The sequence below is a fragment of the Pseudomonas sp. Con_6 genome, from assembly GCF_059379395.1.
In genome coordinates, this window is the sequence record NZ_CM182011.1 from 2279043 (window position 1) to 2296514 (window position 17472).

Sequence of the window (17472 nt, forward strand, 5' to 3'; positions counted from 1 at the left end):
AAATTTAAGAAAGTTTAATGTATAACTAAACTTTCGCAAGGTGTGAATGCAAAATCACTATAGGGGAGTGCGGTTTCGCTCTTGGGGAGTGCTAATTCGCTTTAGGGGAGAGTGACTTTCACTATGGGTAAGAGCGAAGTCACTTTGTGAGAGTGTGACTTCGCTATGGCAGAGAGCGAGGAGCTAGCGATGGAAGGTGATCGTAGGGAATGATCCAGTTTCTATTCCTTCCTCTACTATTGCATCAAAGGATTCAAAAAACTCTTCGGGGGTTTTGAGCTTAGCAGTCCATGTCACAAGATCTGGATAGCCCATAACATAGCAAGATGCATTCATTTCTTTTCCTAAAGCCACAACTCTATCCGAATAACCTTCCCATTCGCTTGTGAAGGCCTCTTGTACAATAATTAGGTTTCTAACGGTCTTGTCGTAAGTGTCAATTTCAAAGATGTCATCGCCAAAATGAAACTTTAGATCATCACCTTTTCGGAGGTACTTTATCGCGCCTCTAGTTTGGTCGATGGCTTTGTCTAGAGCTTTTGAGACGGTAGAGATTTTTCTTTTCAGGCTTCTGTTTAAGGACTTTTCTGTGTTTGGACTATCTTTGGCTTGAATCAATAATAGGTAGTCGTCTGATGCGACCATGACATCTACAAACTCTTCATTGTTGTCTGTTCGAAGAGGATTGAGAAATATGGAGTCTTCATGGAATACTTTTTGGAGTAACTTTACGATATCCATTTCCTGGTAACTGCCAGGTTCTTGTCGTTCGAGTGTTGAATGGCTTACGGGTGGGCCTTTCTGGAATAAGTTTTTCATGGGAACGGCGTCAAGAATGAACAAGTCATCGGCCATGAGTGGTTCTATGAAATTTACCTTGAATGAATTTTCATCATCTTCGAGTGACCTGCGAAGAAACCAATGGTTGGTCAGGTCTCGAATCTCAAATGCGGCTTCAATGCTTGGGGAGCAAAGTTTGTAGTGGCTTTTATCAAATTCTGCAAATTTCTTGTTTTGCGCTTTGTAGCCTAGCAGCTCGCGATTGTTGTCGTCGAAGAAATGAATGTCGAAGCTTTCAACAGAAAGTAGATGAAGTATTGAGTTTCCCATTTCATCATCAAGTAGCGGAGTAACCACCATCAACGGATTGAGTTCGTCATCTTCATATGTGGTTACCAGACCGTAGCAGATCTCGCCGCTCACTTGGCATGGGGCTAGGTAGAAGCAAACCCTCTGTTTCGCTTTTGCTGCTAGGACGGCTTCCTTAGGCACCTTGATGATGAGTATGAACGTGCCTTCCTTGTCGTTCGCAACCGTGCATAGTCCGTGATGGAGGTCTCTAACGTGCTGCAAAAGATGAGGATGGAGGATGGTCAGCATGGCGTCTCCCTGAGCCGGCGCGGGTCAATGTGCCATCACTCATAGCACGAAACCTGGCTGGATGCTCACCACGGAAGGGCGGAGAAGAATAGGTAGTGTCAGTCGGTAATGCCATGACTGGACGTGTACATCGCCACTGTCGAGTCCAACAGATCCAGCAAAAATTAGTGATCACGGGTACAGGAGGGGTACGAAAAGCTGCACATAAACTGTACACGAATCTCGTTTTGATCAATGTTTACGGGCTTTGGGTGTCCAATCCATCATCGGCGCAACGCTGAAGCGGCGGGACAGGGTGGCGGGGGTTGTCGCGGATTCTGTGAGCATGGGTCGACTACGTGGCTTCGGCGCATCGGGCACTTTGGGCGGGACGCGGCGTGGAGATCGAGGGAAAGGCGGGCAGTTTACCAGATGGCGGGGTGTTCGCCTGTAACGGCGTGCGTTTGAGTGGCCGCCGGTTTCTGCCATCATGGAAAGCCATTTCCGCAGGAGCGCTCGCTTGAGCCAGTATCAGCCGCCCTTGACCCTGACCTCACGCATGCTCTCGCTGGTGGCTGAAATCGGCGAGCGTGTCGGCCTGCTGTTCGCGCGTCAGGAGCAGGTAGCGACACCGCAATTGCGCCGGGGCAACCGCATCCGGACCATCCAGGCCTCGCTGGCGATCGAGAACAACACGCTGAGCGTCGAACAGGTCACTGCCGTGCTGGATGGCAAGCATGTACTGGGTTTGCCCCGCGAGATCCAGGAAGTGCGCAACGCCTTTTCCGCCTATGAGGCGATGGCCGGCTGGCAGCCCGGTCGACATGTCGATCTGCTGGCCGCCCATGCCTTGCTGATGCACGGCCTGATCGACGATGCCGGTCACTATCGGCGTGGCGGTGTCGGCATCTACCGCGGTGAGCGCTTGTTGCACATGGCGCCTCCGGCCAGCCGGGTGCCGCAACTGATGGACGATCTGCTGGCCTGGCTGGGGCGCTGCGAACTGCATCCGCTGATCGCCAGTTGTGTCTTCCACTACGAGTTCGAGTTCATTCATCCCTTCGCTGATGGCAACGGGCGGATGGGGCGGCTCTGGCAAACCCTGATACTCAGCCAGTGGCGAGAGGTGCTGGCTTATCTGCCTGTGGAAAGCGTAATTCGTGAGCAACAGGATGCGTATTACGACGCGTTGGCGCTTTCCGACAGGATTGCCGAGGCGACGCCGTTCGTGGAGTTCATGCTCGATGCACTTCGCGAGGCGCTGATCGAAAGTGCGGAAAGCGAACAAGTGAGCGAACAAGTAAGCGAACAAGTAAGCGAACAAGTAATTCGCCTGTTGCAGGTACTTGCGCCTGGCGAAGCCCTGAAAGCCAGTGAGCTGATGCAGCGACTGGGGCTGAATCATCGTCCGGCGTTCAGCAAGAACTACCTCAAGCCAGCCCTTGCTGCCGGGGTCGTCGAGATGCTCGATCCGGCCTCGCCGCGTAGTCCATTGCAACGCTATCGCAGGTCGTTGCGCTCTTGACTCAGCGTAACTTGGCACTTTGAGTGGCGTTGAACTTCAGGTCGCTGGCGCTCGCATGTTCGCCATCCTTGATCGCCGACAGTGGGCATTCCTCGCGACAGGCGTCACAGTCGATGCAGGAGTTCGGGTCTATGACAGCCCTTTTGTTGCTCATCAGAAGAATGCAGACGTCGCGACAGGATTCGTCGCAACCGATGTGGTTCTCGCAGGCGTTGGTCACGGCGTAAGTCATGGCAGCTTCCTTTGAAGGAAAATGACAGCCCCATGCTATGGCTCAGCCGCCCCGTGCACACCTGACAGAAATATCAGTTCGTTATACGGATTGGCGATTCCTGGCCGACTACTCAGTTCTCGCCGCACCCGGAGCGCTCTAGTGGTGACCTGAGAGAAACGTCACCAACTCCCGCCCATGCGAGCTCAACGCCTCCCACGCCCTGAAACAGATCCGCAACTCCAGCGCCGCCCAGCGCTCCTCCAGCACCACGCAGCGCACCGGCAGTTCCTGCTCCAGCCGCCGCGCCGTGGTCTCCGGCAGCATGGCGATCCCCGCTCGCTGCGCCACCAGTTGCGCAATGGCTTCGAAGCCCGGGGCGCGGACGCGGATCTTCAACGGCATGGAAAGGTTCAGCGCCTTTTCCTCGACGAAGCGCTGCATGGCCCGCTCCGGCGGCAGGCAGACGAAGGAGTAGGCGAGGGCGTCGTGCAAGTGCAACTGGCCGTGTGCGGCCAAGGGATGATCCCCCGGCACCAGCAAGGCCAGGCGCTCGCTGCGGAACGGCACCGAAACCACGCCTTCGTTGATCAGGTTGCCGTCGTACACGCCGATCTCGCATTCGCCGCCTCGGACCATGCGCAGGATGTCCACGCTCTTGTGTTCTACCAGGTGCAGGTCGATTTCCGGGTAGTCGAACAGGAACGGGCCGAGCACGCTGGGCAGGAGGGTGCTGTTGCTCACGGTGGAGGCGGCCAGGTGCAGGGTGATGCGTTTCTGCCCGGCCAGTTCCTTGAGCATGTCCTCCAGCTTGCGCGCTTCGCCGAGCACGCCCCGCGCCGACTCCAGCACCAGGCGCCCGGCCGGGGTCAGTTGCATGCCGTCCGCCTTGCGGGTGAACAGGACCAGGCCGCTGCGTTCTTCGAACTGGCGCAGGCGCGTGCTGGCGGCGGACACCGCCACCGGAAAGCTCGCCGCCGCCTTGCTCAGGCTGCCGCTTTCGGCGATGGCGGCGATCAGGCGCAGGTCGGGCAGGTCGAAGTGCATCCAGGGTTTCTCCAATTCAGAACGCCCTGTTCGGAAAAAAGCGATTCTGGCACGGTGGCGTTCTGTTCAGAATAAGCCTGTCACATTCTGGTGCGGACCTCCATGATTACCCTGCCTTCCCCGATTCAACGCTCTCTCGACAACGGCAGCCTCTACGCCGTGCTCGCCGCCCTTGGTTTCAGCTTCAAGGCGATCTTCGTCAAGCTGGCCTACGCCGCCGGTACCGTGGATGCCATAACCTTGCTTGCCCTGCGCATGGGCATTTCCTTGCCGTTGTTTGTCTGGCTGGTCTGGGCCAGTCGGCAGCACGACAACGCGCCGCTGACCTGGGGTAGCGGCGGGCGCGTGTTGTTGCTTGGCTTGTTCGGTTATTACCTGGCGAGCCTGTTCGATTTCTATGGCCTGCAATACATCAGCGCAGGGCTGGAACGGTTGATCCTTTTTACCTACCCGACCCTGGTCCTGATCTTCCAGGCCGTGGCCCTGCGCGAGCGGCCGACCCCGCGGGTGCTGGTGGCCATGGGCCTGTGCTACCTCGGCCTGGGCATCGCCTTCGTACATGACGTGAGCATTTCCGGGGTGGGCAACCAGGTGATCCTCGGGTCGCTGTGGGTCTTCGCCAGTGCGGTGACCTATGCGCTGTACTACTCGGGGACCGGGGTAATGTTGAAGACCATGAGCTCCATGCGCCTGGCGGGACTGGCGGGGACGGCGTCATCGGTGATGGTGCTGGGGCATTATCTGCTGACGGGGGACTTTTCCCTGCTTGGTCAACTGCCGGCAGCGGTGTGGCTGAATGCGTTGCTGATGGCGATCTTCTCCACGGTGCTGCCGATCTGGTGGGTGTCGCTGGCGATCCAGCGCCTGGGCGCGACGCAGACGGCGGCGGTGGGCAATCTCGGACCTGTGCTGACGGTGCTGGGGTCGTGGGCGCTGCTCAGCGAGGAGATTTCGGCGTACCAGATTGCCGGGTTGGCGTTAGTGTTGTTCGGGATTTCCCGGCTCAAGCCAGGGAAGCCGAAGGTGGTTCTGGGGAGGGATGTTGCTGCCTGAGGCCTGTCAATGCTGATCTGGCCTGTGGGAGCGAGCAAGCTCGCTCCCACAGGGTTTGCAGCGGCTTCAAGCCGGAGTGTCGGCCTCGGCCTCAAGCGCCACGCTGACCCGGTTCCGGCCCTGCTGCTTGGCCAGGTACAACTGCTCGTCCGCTACCTCGAACACCCGCGCCGCATTCTCCGAATGCAACGGCCACGCCGCCACGCCCATGGACACGGTCAGGTGCCCGATGGTCTCGAAGCGGGTGTCTTCCACCAGTGCGCGCAAACGCTCCGCCACCCGCGCCGCCGCGGTCGGGCTGGCGCCTGGCAGGAGCATGAAGAACTCCTCGCCACCGGACCGGCAGATCACGTCGTTGTCTCGCGAACAGCTGCGCATCAGCTCGGCCAGCGCCTGCAGCACCTCGTCGCCCACCGCATGCCCATGGGTATCGTTGACCCGCTTGAAATGGTCGATATCGATGGCCACCACCGCGAACGGACGTTTTTCCGCCTGCCACAGGGTCACCGCCAGGTCCAGGCCGCGGCGGTTGCGCAGGCCGGTGAGGGGGTCGGTCTGGATATCGTGGTTGAGCTTGCCCAGACGCTCGTGCAGCAGGTTGAGGCCGATCAGCAGTGCTCGCTTGAGCTCCGAGGATTCGAAATACCAGGAGCGCACTTTCTCGATCTGCACGCTGGTTTCCGGCTCGCTGATCTTGTGCGCGCCGGCCGCCAGTTGCTTGAGCGGCTGGGCGATGATCCGCGAGAACCACCAGATCAGCAGGAAGCTGGCGATGGCCAGCGGGATGGTCTTCAGGATCACGTTGAGCAGCAACGGGTTGAGCCCTTCCAGGGTCGACGCGGTGGAGCGCTGGGCGACGATGCCCCAGTGCGCCGAGGGCACCGTGGCGAATCCGGCGAGCATGTCCAGGCCTTCGCTGTTGATCACCCTCTCGGTGCCGTTGTCGCGGCTGGCGAGGTCGTCGATCAGGGTGTTGGCGCCGACGATGGTGCCGACCCGGTCGGCGTTCGGGTGATAGAGCAGGCGGCGGTTGGCATCGACTACGTAGAGGTACGAACCGTTCTTGTAGTAGTGCTCGCCGAGCAGTTCGTTGAGGATGCTCTTGTGCTTGAGGTAGATGCTCCCGCCGATCAGCCCGAGGTAGTTGCCGCCGCGGTCGAACACCGGCTGGGAAATGAAGATGATCAGGTTGTTCGCCGCCGACATGTAGGGGCTGGAGATCATCGGCTTGCGCTCGCGCAGGGCGGCCACGGCCCCCTCCGACTCCAGGGTCTTGCCGATGATCTGCAGGGTGTCGGGGGAGGTGGTCAGGACCTTGCCGTGGGCATCGGTGATGACGACGGAATTGAAGGTGTTGGTCTGCAGGCGCAGGCGCGTGGCCTCCCTGTGCAGGCCGTCGATATCGTCGAAGCGGTCGGCCAGCAGATTGGCCGCATAGGCCAGTTGCTGCTGCGATGCCTGGAGGTAGGTTTCGGTACTGGAGGCCAGTTTCGAGGCATAGGCGTGATTGGCCTCCAGGGCGTTGTCGATCAGCAACTGGTACTGCACGCGGTAGCTGGCATGGAAGCTGTTGAGCAGGGTGACCAGGGCGGTGACCAGGGTCAGCAGCAGGATCAGGCTGCGCAGGTCCCAACGGAAGAAAGTCTTGAACGGCACCCGAAGCCCCCTTGCCTCGATCGTGAATCATGAACCGGCGCACAGCGCGGATGACTAATAACCATCTCTTTCGTGTGGAAAGCGCGACATACTGCGCTTGCAGCCTGTCATTGTCGCGCCAAGGGTAATGAGACTTTCATCGAATAGCCACAAGCTCCGCGAGGCAATGGATCTGCTCGAAGGGGCGCGGTAATATCACGCTGACATTATTTGCGTGCCAAGGCGGCCCCTTCGGTGATCCCGGGCAGTGTCGGGGCGCCGGCTTCCAGGTTTACCCGGCCGTGCACAGTCGGAATCTTTTGAGTAGAACATGACGTCTCAGGACAACCGTTCCATCGAATTGTCGCTGGCTCAACTGGCCGCCCTCGACCGGGTGATGGCCATCGCCGAGTTCACCCCGGATGGCACCCTGCTGCGGGCGAACGAAAACTTCCTGGTGCTGATGGGCTACACGCTGGAGCAACTGCGTGGTTGCCATCACCGCGTCCTCTGTCCTCCGGCCTTCGTCCACAGCCCCGATTACGGCGACTTCTGGATGCGCCTGCGGGACGGCAACGCCCGCTCCGGGACCGTCGAGCGTATCCACCGCGACGGCAGCAGCCGCTGGCTGGAAGCGACCTATGCCGCAGTGCACGACGAACATGGCGAGGTGACGCAGATCCTCAAGATCGCCACCGACATCACCGCGCGCCTGGCCCAGGAGAACGCCCAGCAGCAACGCCTGCGCGTGCTCTCCCTGGTGGCCGACGCCAGCGACACCGCGGTGATGATCAGCGATGGCCAGCGCCGCATCGCTTACACCAACGCCGGTTTCAGCCGCATGTTCGGTTGGAGCGCGGAGGAAATCCTCGGTCGCAGCCCCATCCCGCTGTTGGCGCCGGACACGGACGAGCAGAGCATCGCCGAGCATTACGCCCAGATGTACGCCGCTGGCTCCATGCAACGGGAAGACATCGTTACCGGCAAGCAGGGCCAGCGTTACTGGGCCAAGGTGGTGAGCAACCCGGTGTTCGACGACGCCGGGCAGTTGCAGCACACCGTGACCCTGTTCACCGATATCACCCAGGCCAAGATGCACGAGGCCCTGCAGCACCGCGTGCTGGAAGCCATGGCCCGTGAGCAGCCGTTGACCGAGGTGCTGGAGCTCATCTGCCTGGAAGTGGAGCGCATTGCCCCGGAGCTGGCTGCCTCGATTCTACGGGTCGACGACGAAGGCCAACTGCATTCCCTGGCCGCGCCGAGCTTGCCGGGGGAATACAGCCGCCAGCTCAACGGCTTGCGCATCGGTCCCACCGTGGGCTCCTGCGGCACCTCGGCCTGGCGCAATGAGTCGGTGCTGGTGGACGACATCACCACCGACCCGCTGTGGGCCGAATACCAGGGCCTGGCCAGTCAGTTGGGCTTTCGCAGTTGCTGGTCGACGCCGATCCGTAACAGCCATGGCGCGGCCATCGGTACCTTCGCCTTCTATTTCCGCCAGCCACGCAACGTCGCCTCGGCACTGTTCCATCAACGTCTGGTGGACGCCTGTGCGCACCTCTGCGCGTTGGCGCTGGAGCGGGAGAATTCCCGCCAGCGGATTCGCCAGCTGGCCTACTACGATGCCCTGACCGGCCTGCCCAACCGCAGCCTGCTGCAGGCCAAGGCCGACCAGGCGATCGCCAGCGCGGCGCGCAACAACGAGCAGGTGGCGGTACTGTTCATTGACCTCGACCGCTTCAAGCAGGTCAACGATTCTCTCGGGCACCCGGCCGGTGACGAGCTGTTGCGTCAGGTGGCCACGCGGATGCGCAGCGAACTGCGTGCCTCGGATATCGCCGGACGCTTGTCCGGCGACGAGTTCGTGGTGATCCTGCCGCAATGCGATGGCGACCATGCCGCCGATGCGGTGGAGCGTATCCAGATCCTGCTCAGTGAGCCGATGTCCATCGCCAGCACCCAGTTCGCCATTTCCGCCAGTGTCGGCGTGGCCATGTACCCGTCCGACGGTTGCGACGTGGAAACCCTGCTCCACCGCGCCGACATGGCCATGTACCAGGCCAAGAGCAGCGGGCGCGGCTGCTTCAGCTTCTTCAGCAGCGAGATGAACAAGCTGGCCCAGGAGCGCCTGGCCCTGGAGAACGCTTTGCGCGAGGCGCTGCAGCACGAGCAGTTGCGGCTGCACTACCAACCGCAGGTGGAGATGTCCACGGGCCGCCTGTACGGCGTCGAGGCCTTGGCGCGCTGGACCCATCCGCAACTGGGCGAGATTTCCCCGGCGCGCTTCATTCCGCTGGCGGAGGAGTGCGGGCTGATCGCCGAACTGGGCCGCTGGGCCTTGGGCGAGGCGTGCCGGCAACTGTCCGAATGGCGTGGTCGTGGCCTGGTGGTGCCGGCAGTGGCGGTGAACCTGTCGCCGACCAGCTTCCATAACCTTGACCTGCCGCGGATGATCGCCGACACCCTGCGCCACAACCACCTCGCGCCGGCCGACCTGACCCTGGAGCTGACCGAGAACATCCTGCTGGACACCAACCCCAGCACCATGAAGACCATCGAAGAAGTACATGCCCAAGGTGTTCGCCTGTCCATGGACGACTTCGGCACCGGGTATTCCAGCTTGAGCTACCTGCGCCGTCTGCCGGTGTCGGAATTGAAGCTGGACCGCAGTTTCGTCGCCGACATCGAGCACGACGAAGCGGCGCGGGCCTTGAGCAATGCGATCCTGGGCATTGGCAGGAGCCTGCACCTGACGGTGGTGGCGGAAGGGATCGAGACCGAGACCCAGGGGGTATGGCTGGAGGAGCAGGGTTATCCGGTTGCCCAGGGCTACCTGTATTCGCCACCGCTGGCGCCGCAGGCGCTGGAGCAGTGGCTGGTGGAGCGGGTGGTGGTGATGGGTTAGAGAGAGCACCGCTAAACCTGTGGGAGCGGGTGTACCGGATCGCCGGACCCGCTCCCATAGGGTCCGCCGACTACCAGAGGGCCAGGGTGTAACTCACGATCAACCGGTTCTCATCCAGGTCATTGCCAAAGTCGGTCGAGCGCACCGTCGCATTCCGCCACTTCACTCCCAGGTTCTTCAGCGGTCCGCTCTGGATCACATAGCCGATATCCATGTCCCGCTCCCACTCCTTGCCCTCCGGCCGCCCCGCGCCGAGATCGACGTTGTCGCCGCGCAGGTAACGGGTCATGAAGGTCAGCCCGGGAATCCCCACGCTGGCGAAGTTGAAGTCGTAACGCGCCTGCCACGAGCGTTCGTCCTTGTTGGCGAAATCGCCGATCTGCACGAAGTTCACCAGGTAGGCGTCGGCGCCATTGATATAGGCGAAGCCGGTGTCGCCACTCATGCGCTGGTAGCCAAGGCCGAAGGCGTGCCCCTTGATGCCATAGGTGAACATCGCGCCCAGTGCCTTGTTGTCGACATTGCTGCCGCCGTCATCCAGCGAGCGGGCGAAACGCAGGTCGCTCTTGAGCGTCTGCCCGTCGCCCAGCGCCCAGGTGTGGCCGAGGCCGAGCATGTGCTGGCGGTAGAAATGCTCCAGGCCACCGTAGCTGTAACTGGTGGTCAGGCTGTCGTTCCACTTGTAGCTGAGGTGGCCGAAGTCGAAGCGGTCGCTACCGGTCTGGCGCACGACGATCTGCTTCGCCGCGCCGGTGGTCAGGCCAATGTCCTCGTAGTCTTGGGAATCACGCTGGTTGACCTGACGCAACTGGCCGAGGTCGAGGCTCAGGTTGGTGATTTCCTGCACGTTCAACTGGCCGCCCTCGAACACTTGGGGCAGCAGGCGCGAGTCGTTGGGCATCAGCACCGGCAGCTTGGGAATCAGCGTGCCGACCTTGAGCACGCTTTTTGACGCGCGGACCTTGGCGGTCAGACCGAGGTCGCCATAACTGTCTTGCGCGCGTTTCGGTGCTTCGCGGTCGCGCTGCAGCAGACCGCTGCCGGACCGGTCCGGGCTGGAGTCGAGCTTGACCCCGAGCAGGCCGATGGCGTCGACGCCAAAGCCGAGGGTGCCTTCGGTAAAGCCTGACTCATAGCGCAGGAGGAAGCCTTGGGCCCATTCGTCGATCTTCGACTGCGCGGCGCCGTCCTGGCGGAAGTCGCGGTTGAAGTAGAAATTGCGCAGTTCCAGGCTGGCCTTGCTGTCGTCGAGGAAGGCGGCGTGGGCGTTGCAACTGAGGACGGCGAGGGCCAATGGGGTGAGTGTGCGGTACATAGGTGATCTCTTGTTGTTATTGAATTGTCGGGCCCGCTTTGCGGGCCTTCGCGAGCAAGCTCGCTCCCACAGGGTGGGCAGCCGTGGATTGCGATCAGTGGGCGGAAGCAGCGGCGGCGCCGAGGCCGGTCTGGGCGCGGACGAACTGGTCGTCGAAGGCGGCGCGCTCACGGGCGGCGCGGGCGCTGTTATCGAGCACCGACACCACCACGGTGACCAGGAACGCTAGCGGCATGGAGAACAGCGCCGGGTGGTCGTAGGGATAGATCGCCTTGGCATTGCCAAGCACCGCGACCCATACCGCCGGCGACAGGATCACCAGCACCAGGGCACTGACCAGCCCGGCGAAACCGCCGGCCAGGGCGCCGCGGGTGGTCAGGCCTTTCCAGTACATGGCCATGATCAGCACCGGGAAGTTGGTCGAGGCAGCGATGCCGAAGGTCAGGCCGACGAGGAAGGCGATGTTCTGGTTCTCGAACAGGAAGCCGAGAAAGATCGCCACCAGGCCCAGGCCGACAGTGGCGATGCGGGTCACGCGCATTTCCTGCTGCTGGGTCGCGGTGCCTTTCTTCAGCACGGTGGCGTACAGGTCATGGGAAATCGCCGAGGCGCCGGCCAGGGCCAGGCCGGAGACCACCGCCAGAATGGTGGCGAAGGCCACCGCCGAGAGGAAACCGAGGAACAGGTTGCCGCCCACCGCCTTGGCCAGGTGCATGGCCACCATGTTGCCGCCGCCGATCAGCGCCGCCTTCACATCGCCCCCGACGAAGAATTGCGGGTCGGTGCCGACGATGACGATGGCCGCATAGCCCAGCACCATCACCACGAGGAAGAAGAAACCGATGAAACCGGTGGCGTAGAACACCGATTTGCGTGCTTCCTTGGCGTTCGGCACGGTGAAGAAACGCATGAGGATATGCGGCAGTCCGGCGATGCCGAAGACCAGACCAAGGGACAGCGAGGCGGCGTTGACCGGATCGGCGAGCATGGCGCCGGGGCCCATGATGTCGAAGCCCTTGGCATGAGCCTGCACCGCGCGGGCCGCCAGGGTTTCGAAGCTGAAGCCGAACTCGGCCATCGCCAGCAGCGCCAGGGTGCTGCCGCCCACCAGCAACAGCACGGCCTTGATGATCTGCACCCAGGTGGTGGCGATCATCCCGCCGAAGATCACGTAGACCAGCATCAGCACGCCAACCACCATCACCGCGGTGCGGTAGTCGAGGCCGAACAGCAGCTTGATCAACTGGCCGGCGCCGACCATCTGTACCACCAGGTAGCAGCACACCACGGTCAGCGAGCCGAAGGCAGCGAAGGTGCGGATGCGGGTCTGGTCGAGGCGGTACGAAACGATGTCGGCGAAGGTGAAGCGCCCGAGGTTGCGCAGGCGCTCGGCCATCAGGAAGGTGATGATCGGCCAGCCGACGAAGAACGCCACGGTGTAGATGAAGCCGTCGTAGCCCTTGGCGAAGACCAGGCTGGACAGGCCCAGCAGGGTCGCCGCGGACATGTAGTCGCCGGCGATCGCCAGGCCGTTCTGGAAGCCGCTGATACCGCCGCCGGCGGTGTAGAAGTCGGAGGTGGTCTGGGTCTGCCGCGCTGCCCACCAGGTGATCGCCAGGGTGGCGAGGACGAAGACGAAGAACATGCCGATGGCATGCAGGTTCACCGGCTGTTTTTCCGCCACGATCGGTGCGGCGAGAGCCAGGGTAGGGGCCAGCAGCAGGGCGGCGAGGCCGAAGAGGCGGCGGCTCATTTCAATTCCTCCAGCAGGTCGGCGCTCAGCGCGTCGAAGCGGGTGTTGGCGTTGCGCACGTACCAGCCGGTGAGCAGCCACGACAGCACGATCAACGCCGCCGCCACCGGGATGCCCAAGGTCAGCTGACCGCCCTCGGCCAAGGGCGCATGCAGCCACAGAGGCTGGAAGGCCACCACCGCCATGAACAGGTAATAGGCGCCCAGCACTGCGGCGCTGAGGGACCAGGCCAGGCGCGAACGGCTGCGCACAAGGTCGTGGAATTTCGGGTTGGCGCGGATCCGCGCGCAGCGTTGGGCATGGGACAGGTCGGTGTCGCTCATGGGTGGGGCTCCTTGGGTTTTTCTTGTGATTTTTCGGTCCGGCATGGATTTCAGCGTGCAGGGCGCCGTGGCGGCGGGCGGGGCCCGTCACCGGATAAAAGGTGAATGCGCGGTGGTTCAGTCGCGCGGAGGCGACGGATCGGGGATCGATGTTCGGAACACGAGGCGGGCGCGAACCCGGGACGGTCGCGCGGACGGACTGCTGGCGGCGAGGATAAGTATCGACATGTGTGGCACCCGGCGGCTGATTGTTAGCTCTTGATGGTTGCCGCGTCCTTGTCGAGGGGAGGCGGCGCAGATGGCTCCGGGGGCTTTATATAACAGTCCTGAGTTTTTATGGAAGTAATACCTGCTATGTATGGTATTTATACTATATTAATTTGGCTGTTCTTTTGAGTTTCTGCCCGGTTTCAGGCTGCTTAATGGATTAGTTACCAGATGGCGCTAACCGGCCTGCGCCAACCGCTCCATCAACACCTGTGCCTCCTCATGCAACGCCCCGCAAAATGCCTCCACGAACACCGAAGACGCGCGAAACTCCGGCCGGATCAGCATCACCCGATACGGGATCGACACCTCCAGCCGCCGCACTTGCAACCCGCGCCCGCTTTCCTGCAACGCACTCAGCGGATTGATGATCGCTACCCCCAGCCCCTCGCGGACCATGGCGCAGACCGACGCCGCATTGGTGGTTTCGATCACCGTGTGCCGTTCCACGCCCGCCGCGCGAAATTGTTCATCGAGTTGCTGGCGGTAGATATCGCGTCCCGCCAGGTTGATGAACGCCACGCCCTGGAAGTCCTCCACCGCCAACCGCTCGCGGGCCAGCAGTGCATGCCCGTCGGGCAGTACACAGAGCATGTCGGCGCTGAACAGCCGTTCGCCGCGGGTGCCGCGTGGTACCTGTTCGCCTTCGGTCAGGCCGAGGTCGTGGCGTTGGGCGCTCAGGGACTCCTCGAGCAACGGCGACTCCTGGGCGCTGATGCATAGCCCGATGCCGCTTTGCTGGTGCTGGAAGCGCTTGCACACCCGCGGCAGCAGGGTCTGGGAGAACAGCGGCAGGCAGGTCAGGTCGAGCTGGCCGTGCTCGAATCGGCGGATCGACTCCACCAGGCTGTTGATCCGCTCCAGGCCGACGTAGGCGCGTTCCACTTCCTCCAGCAGCATCAACGCCTGGGCGGTGGGCAACAAGCGCCCGCCCTGGCGATCGAACAGCTTCAACCCGGTGAGGCTCTCGAGGCGCGCCAGTTCGCGGCTGAGGGTTGGCTGCGAGGTAAACAGCAGGCGTGCCGCGCCGGTGACACTGCCCGCCAGCATGATGGCGCGGAACACTTCGATATGGCGGACGGAGAGGCTCATGGCTGTGGACCTGATGACGATGAAGGTGCATATCAAAACTGAATGGACTGACAAAGAATAGATATTTTTATGAATGATCGTCCTTCGGCATGATGGCGTTCTTCCCCTTTTCCGCAGGACCTTTCCCGCCATGACCACGCCTTCCGCCCTGGCCGCCGCCGCCCAGCAGTTCCCGACCCCGTTCTGGACCTACGACGCCGCCATCATCCGCGAGCGCATCCAGCGCCTGGCCTGCTTCGACGTGGTGCGCTTCGCCCAGAAGGCCTGCTCCAACCTGCATGTCCTGCGCCTGATGCGCGAGCACGGCGTGCGCGTCGACGCGGTGTCCCTCGGCGAGCTGGAGCGCGCGCTGCTGGCCGGCTACAGCCCGGAAGGCGACCCGGCCGGCGTGGTGCTGACCTGCGACCTGCTGGACAAGCCGACCCTGGCTCGTGTCGTCGAGCTCAAGGTCGAGGTCAACTGCGGTTCCATCGACATGCTGCGCCAGCTGGGCGAGTCCTCGCCGGGCCATCGCGTGTGGCTGCGGATCAACCCGGGCTTCGGCTACGGCCACAGCCGCAAGACCAACACCGGCGGCGAGAACAGCAAGCACGGCATCTGGCACGACGAGGTGGGTGATGCGCTGGCGGTGATCCGTCAGCATGGCCTGCACCTGGTGGGCATCCACATGCATATCGGCTCGGGCGTGGACTACGGCCACCTGGCCCAGGTCGGCGGGGCGATGGTCGCCACCATCAAATCGCTGGACCACGATATCGAGGCCTTCTCTATCGGTGGCGGGCTATCTACGCCGTACCGCGAAGGTGACGTGGCGGTGGACGTGCAGCGCTACGCCAGCACCTGGCAGCAGGCCAAGCAAGAGATTGAAGCCTTCCTGGCTCACCCGGTGCGCATGGAGATCGAACCGGGGCGTTTCCTGGTGGCCGAATCCGGACGTCTGGTGACCGAAGTGCGTGCGGTGAAGCGCGCGGGCAGTCGCCAGTTCGTACTGGTGGATGCGGGCTTCAACGACCTGATGCGTCCGGCCATGTATGGCGCCTATCACCATATGAGCGTGCTGGACGCGGCGGATCGCGCCGAGGTGGCGTGCGTGGTGGGCGGGCCGCTGTGCGAGTCAGGCGACGTGTTCACCCAGGACGACCAGGGCCTGGTCCCGCGCCTGCTGCCGCAGCCGCAGGTGGGTGATCTGCTGGTGATGCATGACACCGGGGCCTATGGCGCCTCGATGTCGTCGAACTACAACAGCCGGCCATTGCTCGCCGAGGTGCTGCTGGATGGCGAAGAAATTCGCCTGATCCGTCGGGCGCAGCCTTTGGCTGATCTGCTGGCATTGGAACAGGGCCTGTAACGACCCGATCTTCAGGCTTGCACTGAACCTGTGGGAGCTGGCTTGCCAGCGACGAGGCCGGCAATGACAACGATGTTGTCAGGTCGCGCCCTATCGCTGGCAAGCCAGCTCCCACAGGGTTTTGTAGCGTGTTCAGGATTTGGGGCAAGTCTTCAGAGCTGCCAGTCCCCGGCCTTCACCACCTGACAGAACGCCCCTGCCAGCGTCCCGTTGTGATGCGCCACGATCGCCTCGGCGCTCAACCCCGGCGTATCCGAACAGGTATGCCCATCCGCCACCAATACCGCCGGGAACCCCAGGTCCCCCGCCGCGCGACAGGTGCTGTCGACGCAGTACTGCGTCTTCATCCCGGCGATCACCACGCCCGTCGCTCCACATTCCCTGAGCATTTCCGCGAGCCTGGTCCCGACGAAGGCATTCGGCCGCCGCTTCTCGAATACCCGTTCGCTGCCGTCCAGGCGCAGCTCTGGAATCAATTGCGTAAGCGCGCCGTCCGGCGCCAGCGGCGAACCCTCCGGCCCCACATGGCGGGCGAGAAACACCGGCGCGCCAGCGGCATGGGCCTTGTCCAGCAGGGTATTCACCGCCTCGATCATCGCTTCACCGCGCCACGGTTTATCCGGGCCATGAACCAGGCCGACCTGCAGATCGAGAATCAAGAGTGCATCCATGGGTATCGCTCCTTGTGATAAGCCAGCGACACCGCAACCCCAACGAAAAAGGCCCCGTCCATCGCTGGCGGGGCCTTTCGGATCTGGCTTCAGCAGCTCAGCAACATCCGCAGCCCCCGCCGGTGGCGGTGGTCGTGGTGGTGGTCGAGGTGCTGCGCAGAACGTTCATGGCCCTGACAGTAGCGCTGATGGCAGGGTAATGGCAACCGTTGCCTCCGAGTCCTACCTGATATTTCTGTCAGGTGTGGGAAAAACCTGCGGATCATAAACTGGCCGCACCGCTACCAGGAGCCACCGCCATGAATCTCCAGTTTCTCGCCAGGCAGTCCGGTGTCGACATCAACAGCGTCCTTGAACACAAGCAGATCGGCAGGACAGACATCCTGCGCATCGACCAGGCCCGCTCACCGGCGCTGCGCCGCTCTCTTTCGGCGCGGACCGAGGGGATCTTCAAGGCAGATATCACTGCCGATGGCCTGTACCGGGATTTTCCCGTCCAGTTCATCGACGCGCAAATCACCGACAAATTCGAAGACGAAGTCGGGCCGGAAGAGGTCTGGAAACTGGGCGGCGAGACCTATCCGCCAGACAGCCTGTTCCAGATCGATGGCGAGCGGATCGACTTCAACGTCTTCGAACGCCATAACGGCAAGCTCTTCGACCTGTCCCTCCCCAACGAGAACTGGTCGCGGCCTTGGGTGGCGTGGGGGCTGGCAGACATACACCCGATCACCGGCGAGTTTTTCTGGATATGGACCCAACCCGCTTCAGGGTGGCTGGAAGTCCATCAGGAGCCGCCGGTCGACAATACCCGGCGCCTGTCGGGCGTTTTCCGCGACGTGCATTTCGATGTGCCAAACCTGCACATGTTCTTCCCGCAGGTGCCGGACCGTCCCTTCGTGGTCGACATTGCCAATGGTCACTACGAGATCATCGGTACCTGGTAGGCCCGCACCTGCGCAGCGGTC

14 protein-coding genes are annotated in these 17472 nt (G+C 62.2%); 5 read left to right on the forward strand and 9 right to left on the reverse strand.

The annotated features are described in order from the left end of the window. Positions 1-183: 183 nt before the first annotated feature. Positions 184-1380, reverse strand: a complete 1197-nt coding sequence (locus AC5QPF_RS10320; RefSeq protein WP_494963116.1) for a hypothetical protein — start codon at positions 1378-1380, stop codon at positions 184-186. Between the two features lie 499 nt (positions 1381-1879). Between AC5QPF_RS10320 and AC5QPF_RS10325 the strand changes: the two genes are divergently transcribed. Continuing rightward, positions 1880-2884, forward strand: coding sequence for a Fic family protein (locus AC5QPF_RS10325; RefSeq protein ID WP_494963117.1), 1005 nt, complete (start codon positions 1880-1882; stop codon positions 2882-2884). Position 2885: 1 nt separating this feature from the next. On the opposite strand, the gene AC5QPF_RS10330 is transcribed toward AC5QPF_RS10325, so the two are convergent. Both AC5QPF_RS10330 and AC5QPF_RS10335 read right to left on the reverse strand, forming a co-directional pair. After that, complete coding sequence (locus AC5QPF_RS10330; RefSeq protein ID WP_494963118.1) at positions 2886-3116, reverse strand: 4Fe-4S binding protein; 231 nt, start codon at positions 3114-3116, stop codon at positions 2886-2888. Positions 3117-3254: 138 nt separating this feature from the next. Further along, a complete protein-coding gene (locus AC5QPF_RS10335; RefSeq protein WP_494963119.1) occupies positions 3255-4142 on the reverse strand; it encodes a LysR substrate-binding domain-containing protein in 888 nt (295 codons plus the stop codon). 102 nt (positions 4143-4244) lie between these two features. On the opposite strand from AC5QPF_RS10335, the gene AC5QPF_RS10340 reads away from it, so the two are divergent. Then, positions 4245-5195, forward strand: a complete 951-nt coding sequence (locus AC5QPF_RS10340; protein WP_494963120.1) for an EamA family transporter — start codon at positions 4245-4247, stop codon at positions 5193-5195. 66 nt (positions 5196-5261) lie between these two features. On the opposite strand, the gene AC5QPF_RS10345 is transcribed toward AC5QPF_RS10340, so the two are convergent. Further along, entirely contained in the window at positions 5262-6851 is a 1590-nt protein-coding gene (locus tag AC5QPF_RS10345; protein ID WP_494963121.1) for a diguanylate cyclase, read from the reverse strand. A gap of 310 nt (positions 6852-7161) precedes the next feature. On the opposite strand from AC5QPF_RS10345, the gene AC5QPF_RS10350 reads away from it, so the two are divergent. Continuing rightward, a complete protein-coding gene (locus tag AC5QPF_RS10350) occupies positions 7162-9735 on the forward strand; it encodes an EAL domain-containing protein (RefSeq protein WP_494963122.1) in 2574 nt (857 codons plus the stop codon). A 70-nt stretch (positions 9736-9805) separates the two neighbouring features. Here the strand turns inward: AC5QPF_RS10350 and AC5QPF_RS10355 are convergent, their stop codons facing one another. The 4 genes from AC5QPF_RS10355 to AC5QPF_RS10370 all read right to left on the reverse strand — a co-directional run bounded on the left by AC5QPF_RS10355 (position 9806) and on the right by AC5QPF_RS10370 (position 14485). Then, the gene (locus AC5QPF_RS10355) at positions 9806-11050 is read right to left on the reverse strand and encodes an OprD family outer membrane porin (protein WP_494963123.1); all 1245 of its coding nucleotides are present in this window, start codon (positions 11048-11050) and stop codon (positions 9806-9808) included. Positions 11051-11144: 94 nt separating this feature from the next. Then, complete coding sequence (locus tag AC5QPF_RS10360; protein WP_494963124.1) at positions 11145-12803, reverse strand: cation/acetate symporter; 1659 nt, start codon at positions 12801-12803, stop codon at positions 11145-11147. Then, positions 12800-13126: a DUF485 domain-containing protein gene (locus tag AC5QPF_RS10365; protein WP_494963125.1), complete on the reverse strand. Its 327-nt coding sequence runs from the start codon at positions 13124-13126 to the stop codon at positions 12800-12802. Before AC5QPF_RS10365 ends, AC5QPF_RS10360 begins: the two co-directional genes overlap by 4 nt. Positions 13127-13570: 444 nt before the next feature. Continuing rightward, entirely contained in the window at positions 13571-14485 is a 915-nt protein-coding gene (locus AC5QPF_RS10370) for a LysR family transcriptional regulator (RefSeq protein ID WP_494963126.1), read from the reverse strand. Positions 14486-14615: 130 nt separating this feature from the next. Here AC5QPF_RS10370 and lysA point away from each other — a divergent pair, with 130 nt between their 5' ends. Further along, a complete protein-coding gene (lysA, locus tag AC5QPF_RS10375) occupies positions 14616-15833 on the forward strand; it encodes a diaminopimelate decarboxylase (protein WP_494963127.1) in 1218 nt (405 codons plus the stop codon). A 152-nt stretch (positions 15834-15985) separates the two neighbouring features. Here lysA and AC5QPF_RS10380 read toward each other — a convergent pair whose 3' ends face one another. After that, positions 15986-16504 carry an isochorismatase family protein gene (locus AC5QPF_RS10380; RefSeq protein WP_494963128.1) on the reverse strand — a complete coding sequence of 173 codons (519 nt, stop codon included), beginning with the start codon at positions 16502-16504 and terminating at the stop codon, positions 15986-15988. Between the two features lie 299 nt (positions 16505-16803). Between AC5QPF_RS10380 and AC5QPF_RS10385 the strand changes: the two genes are divergently transcribed. Beyond that, positions 16804-17451 (forward strand): hypothetical protein, encoded by a 648-nt coding sequence (locus tag AC5QPF_RS10385; RefSeq protein WP_494963129.1) that lies wholly within the window; start codon positions 16804-16806, stop codon positions 17449-17451. Positions 17452-17472 lie beyond the last annotated feature (21 nt).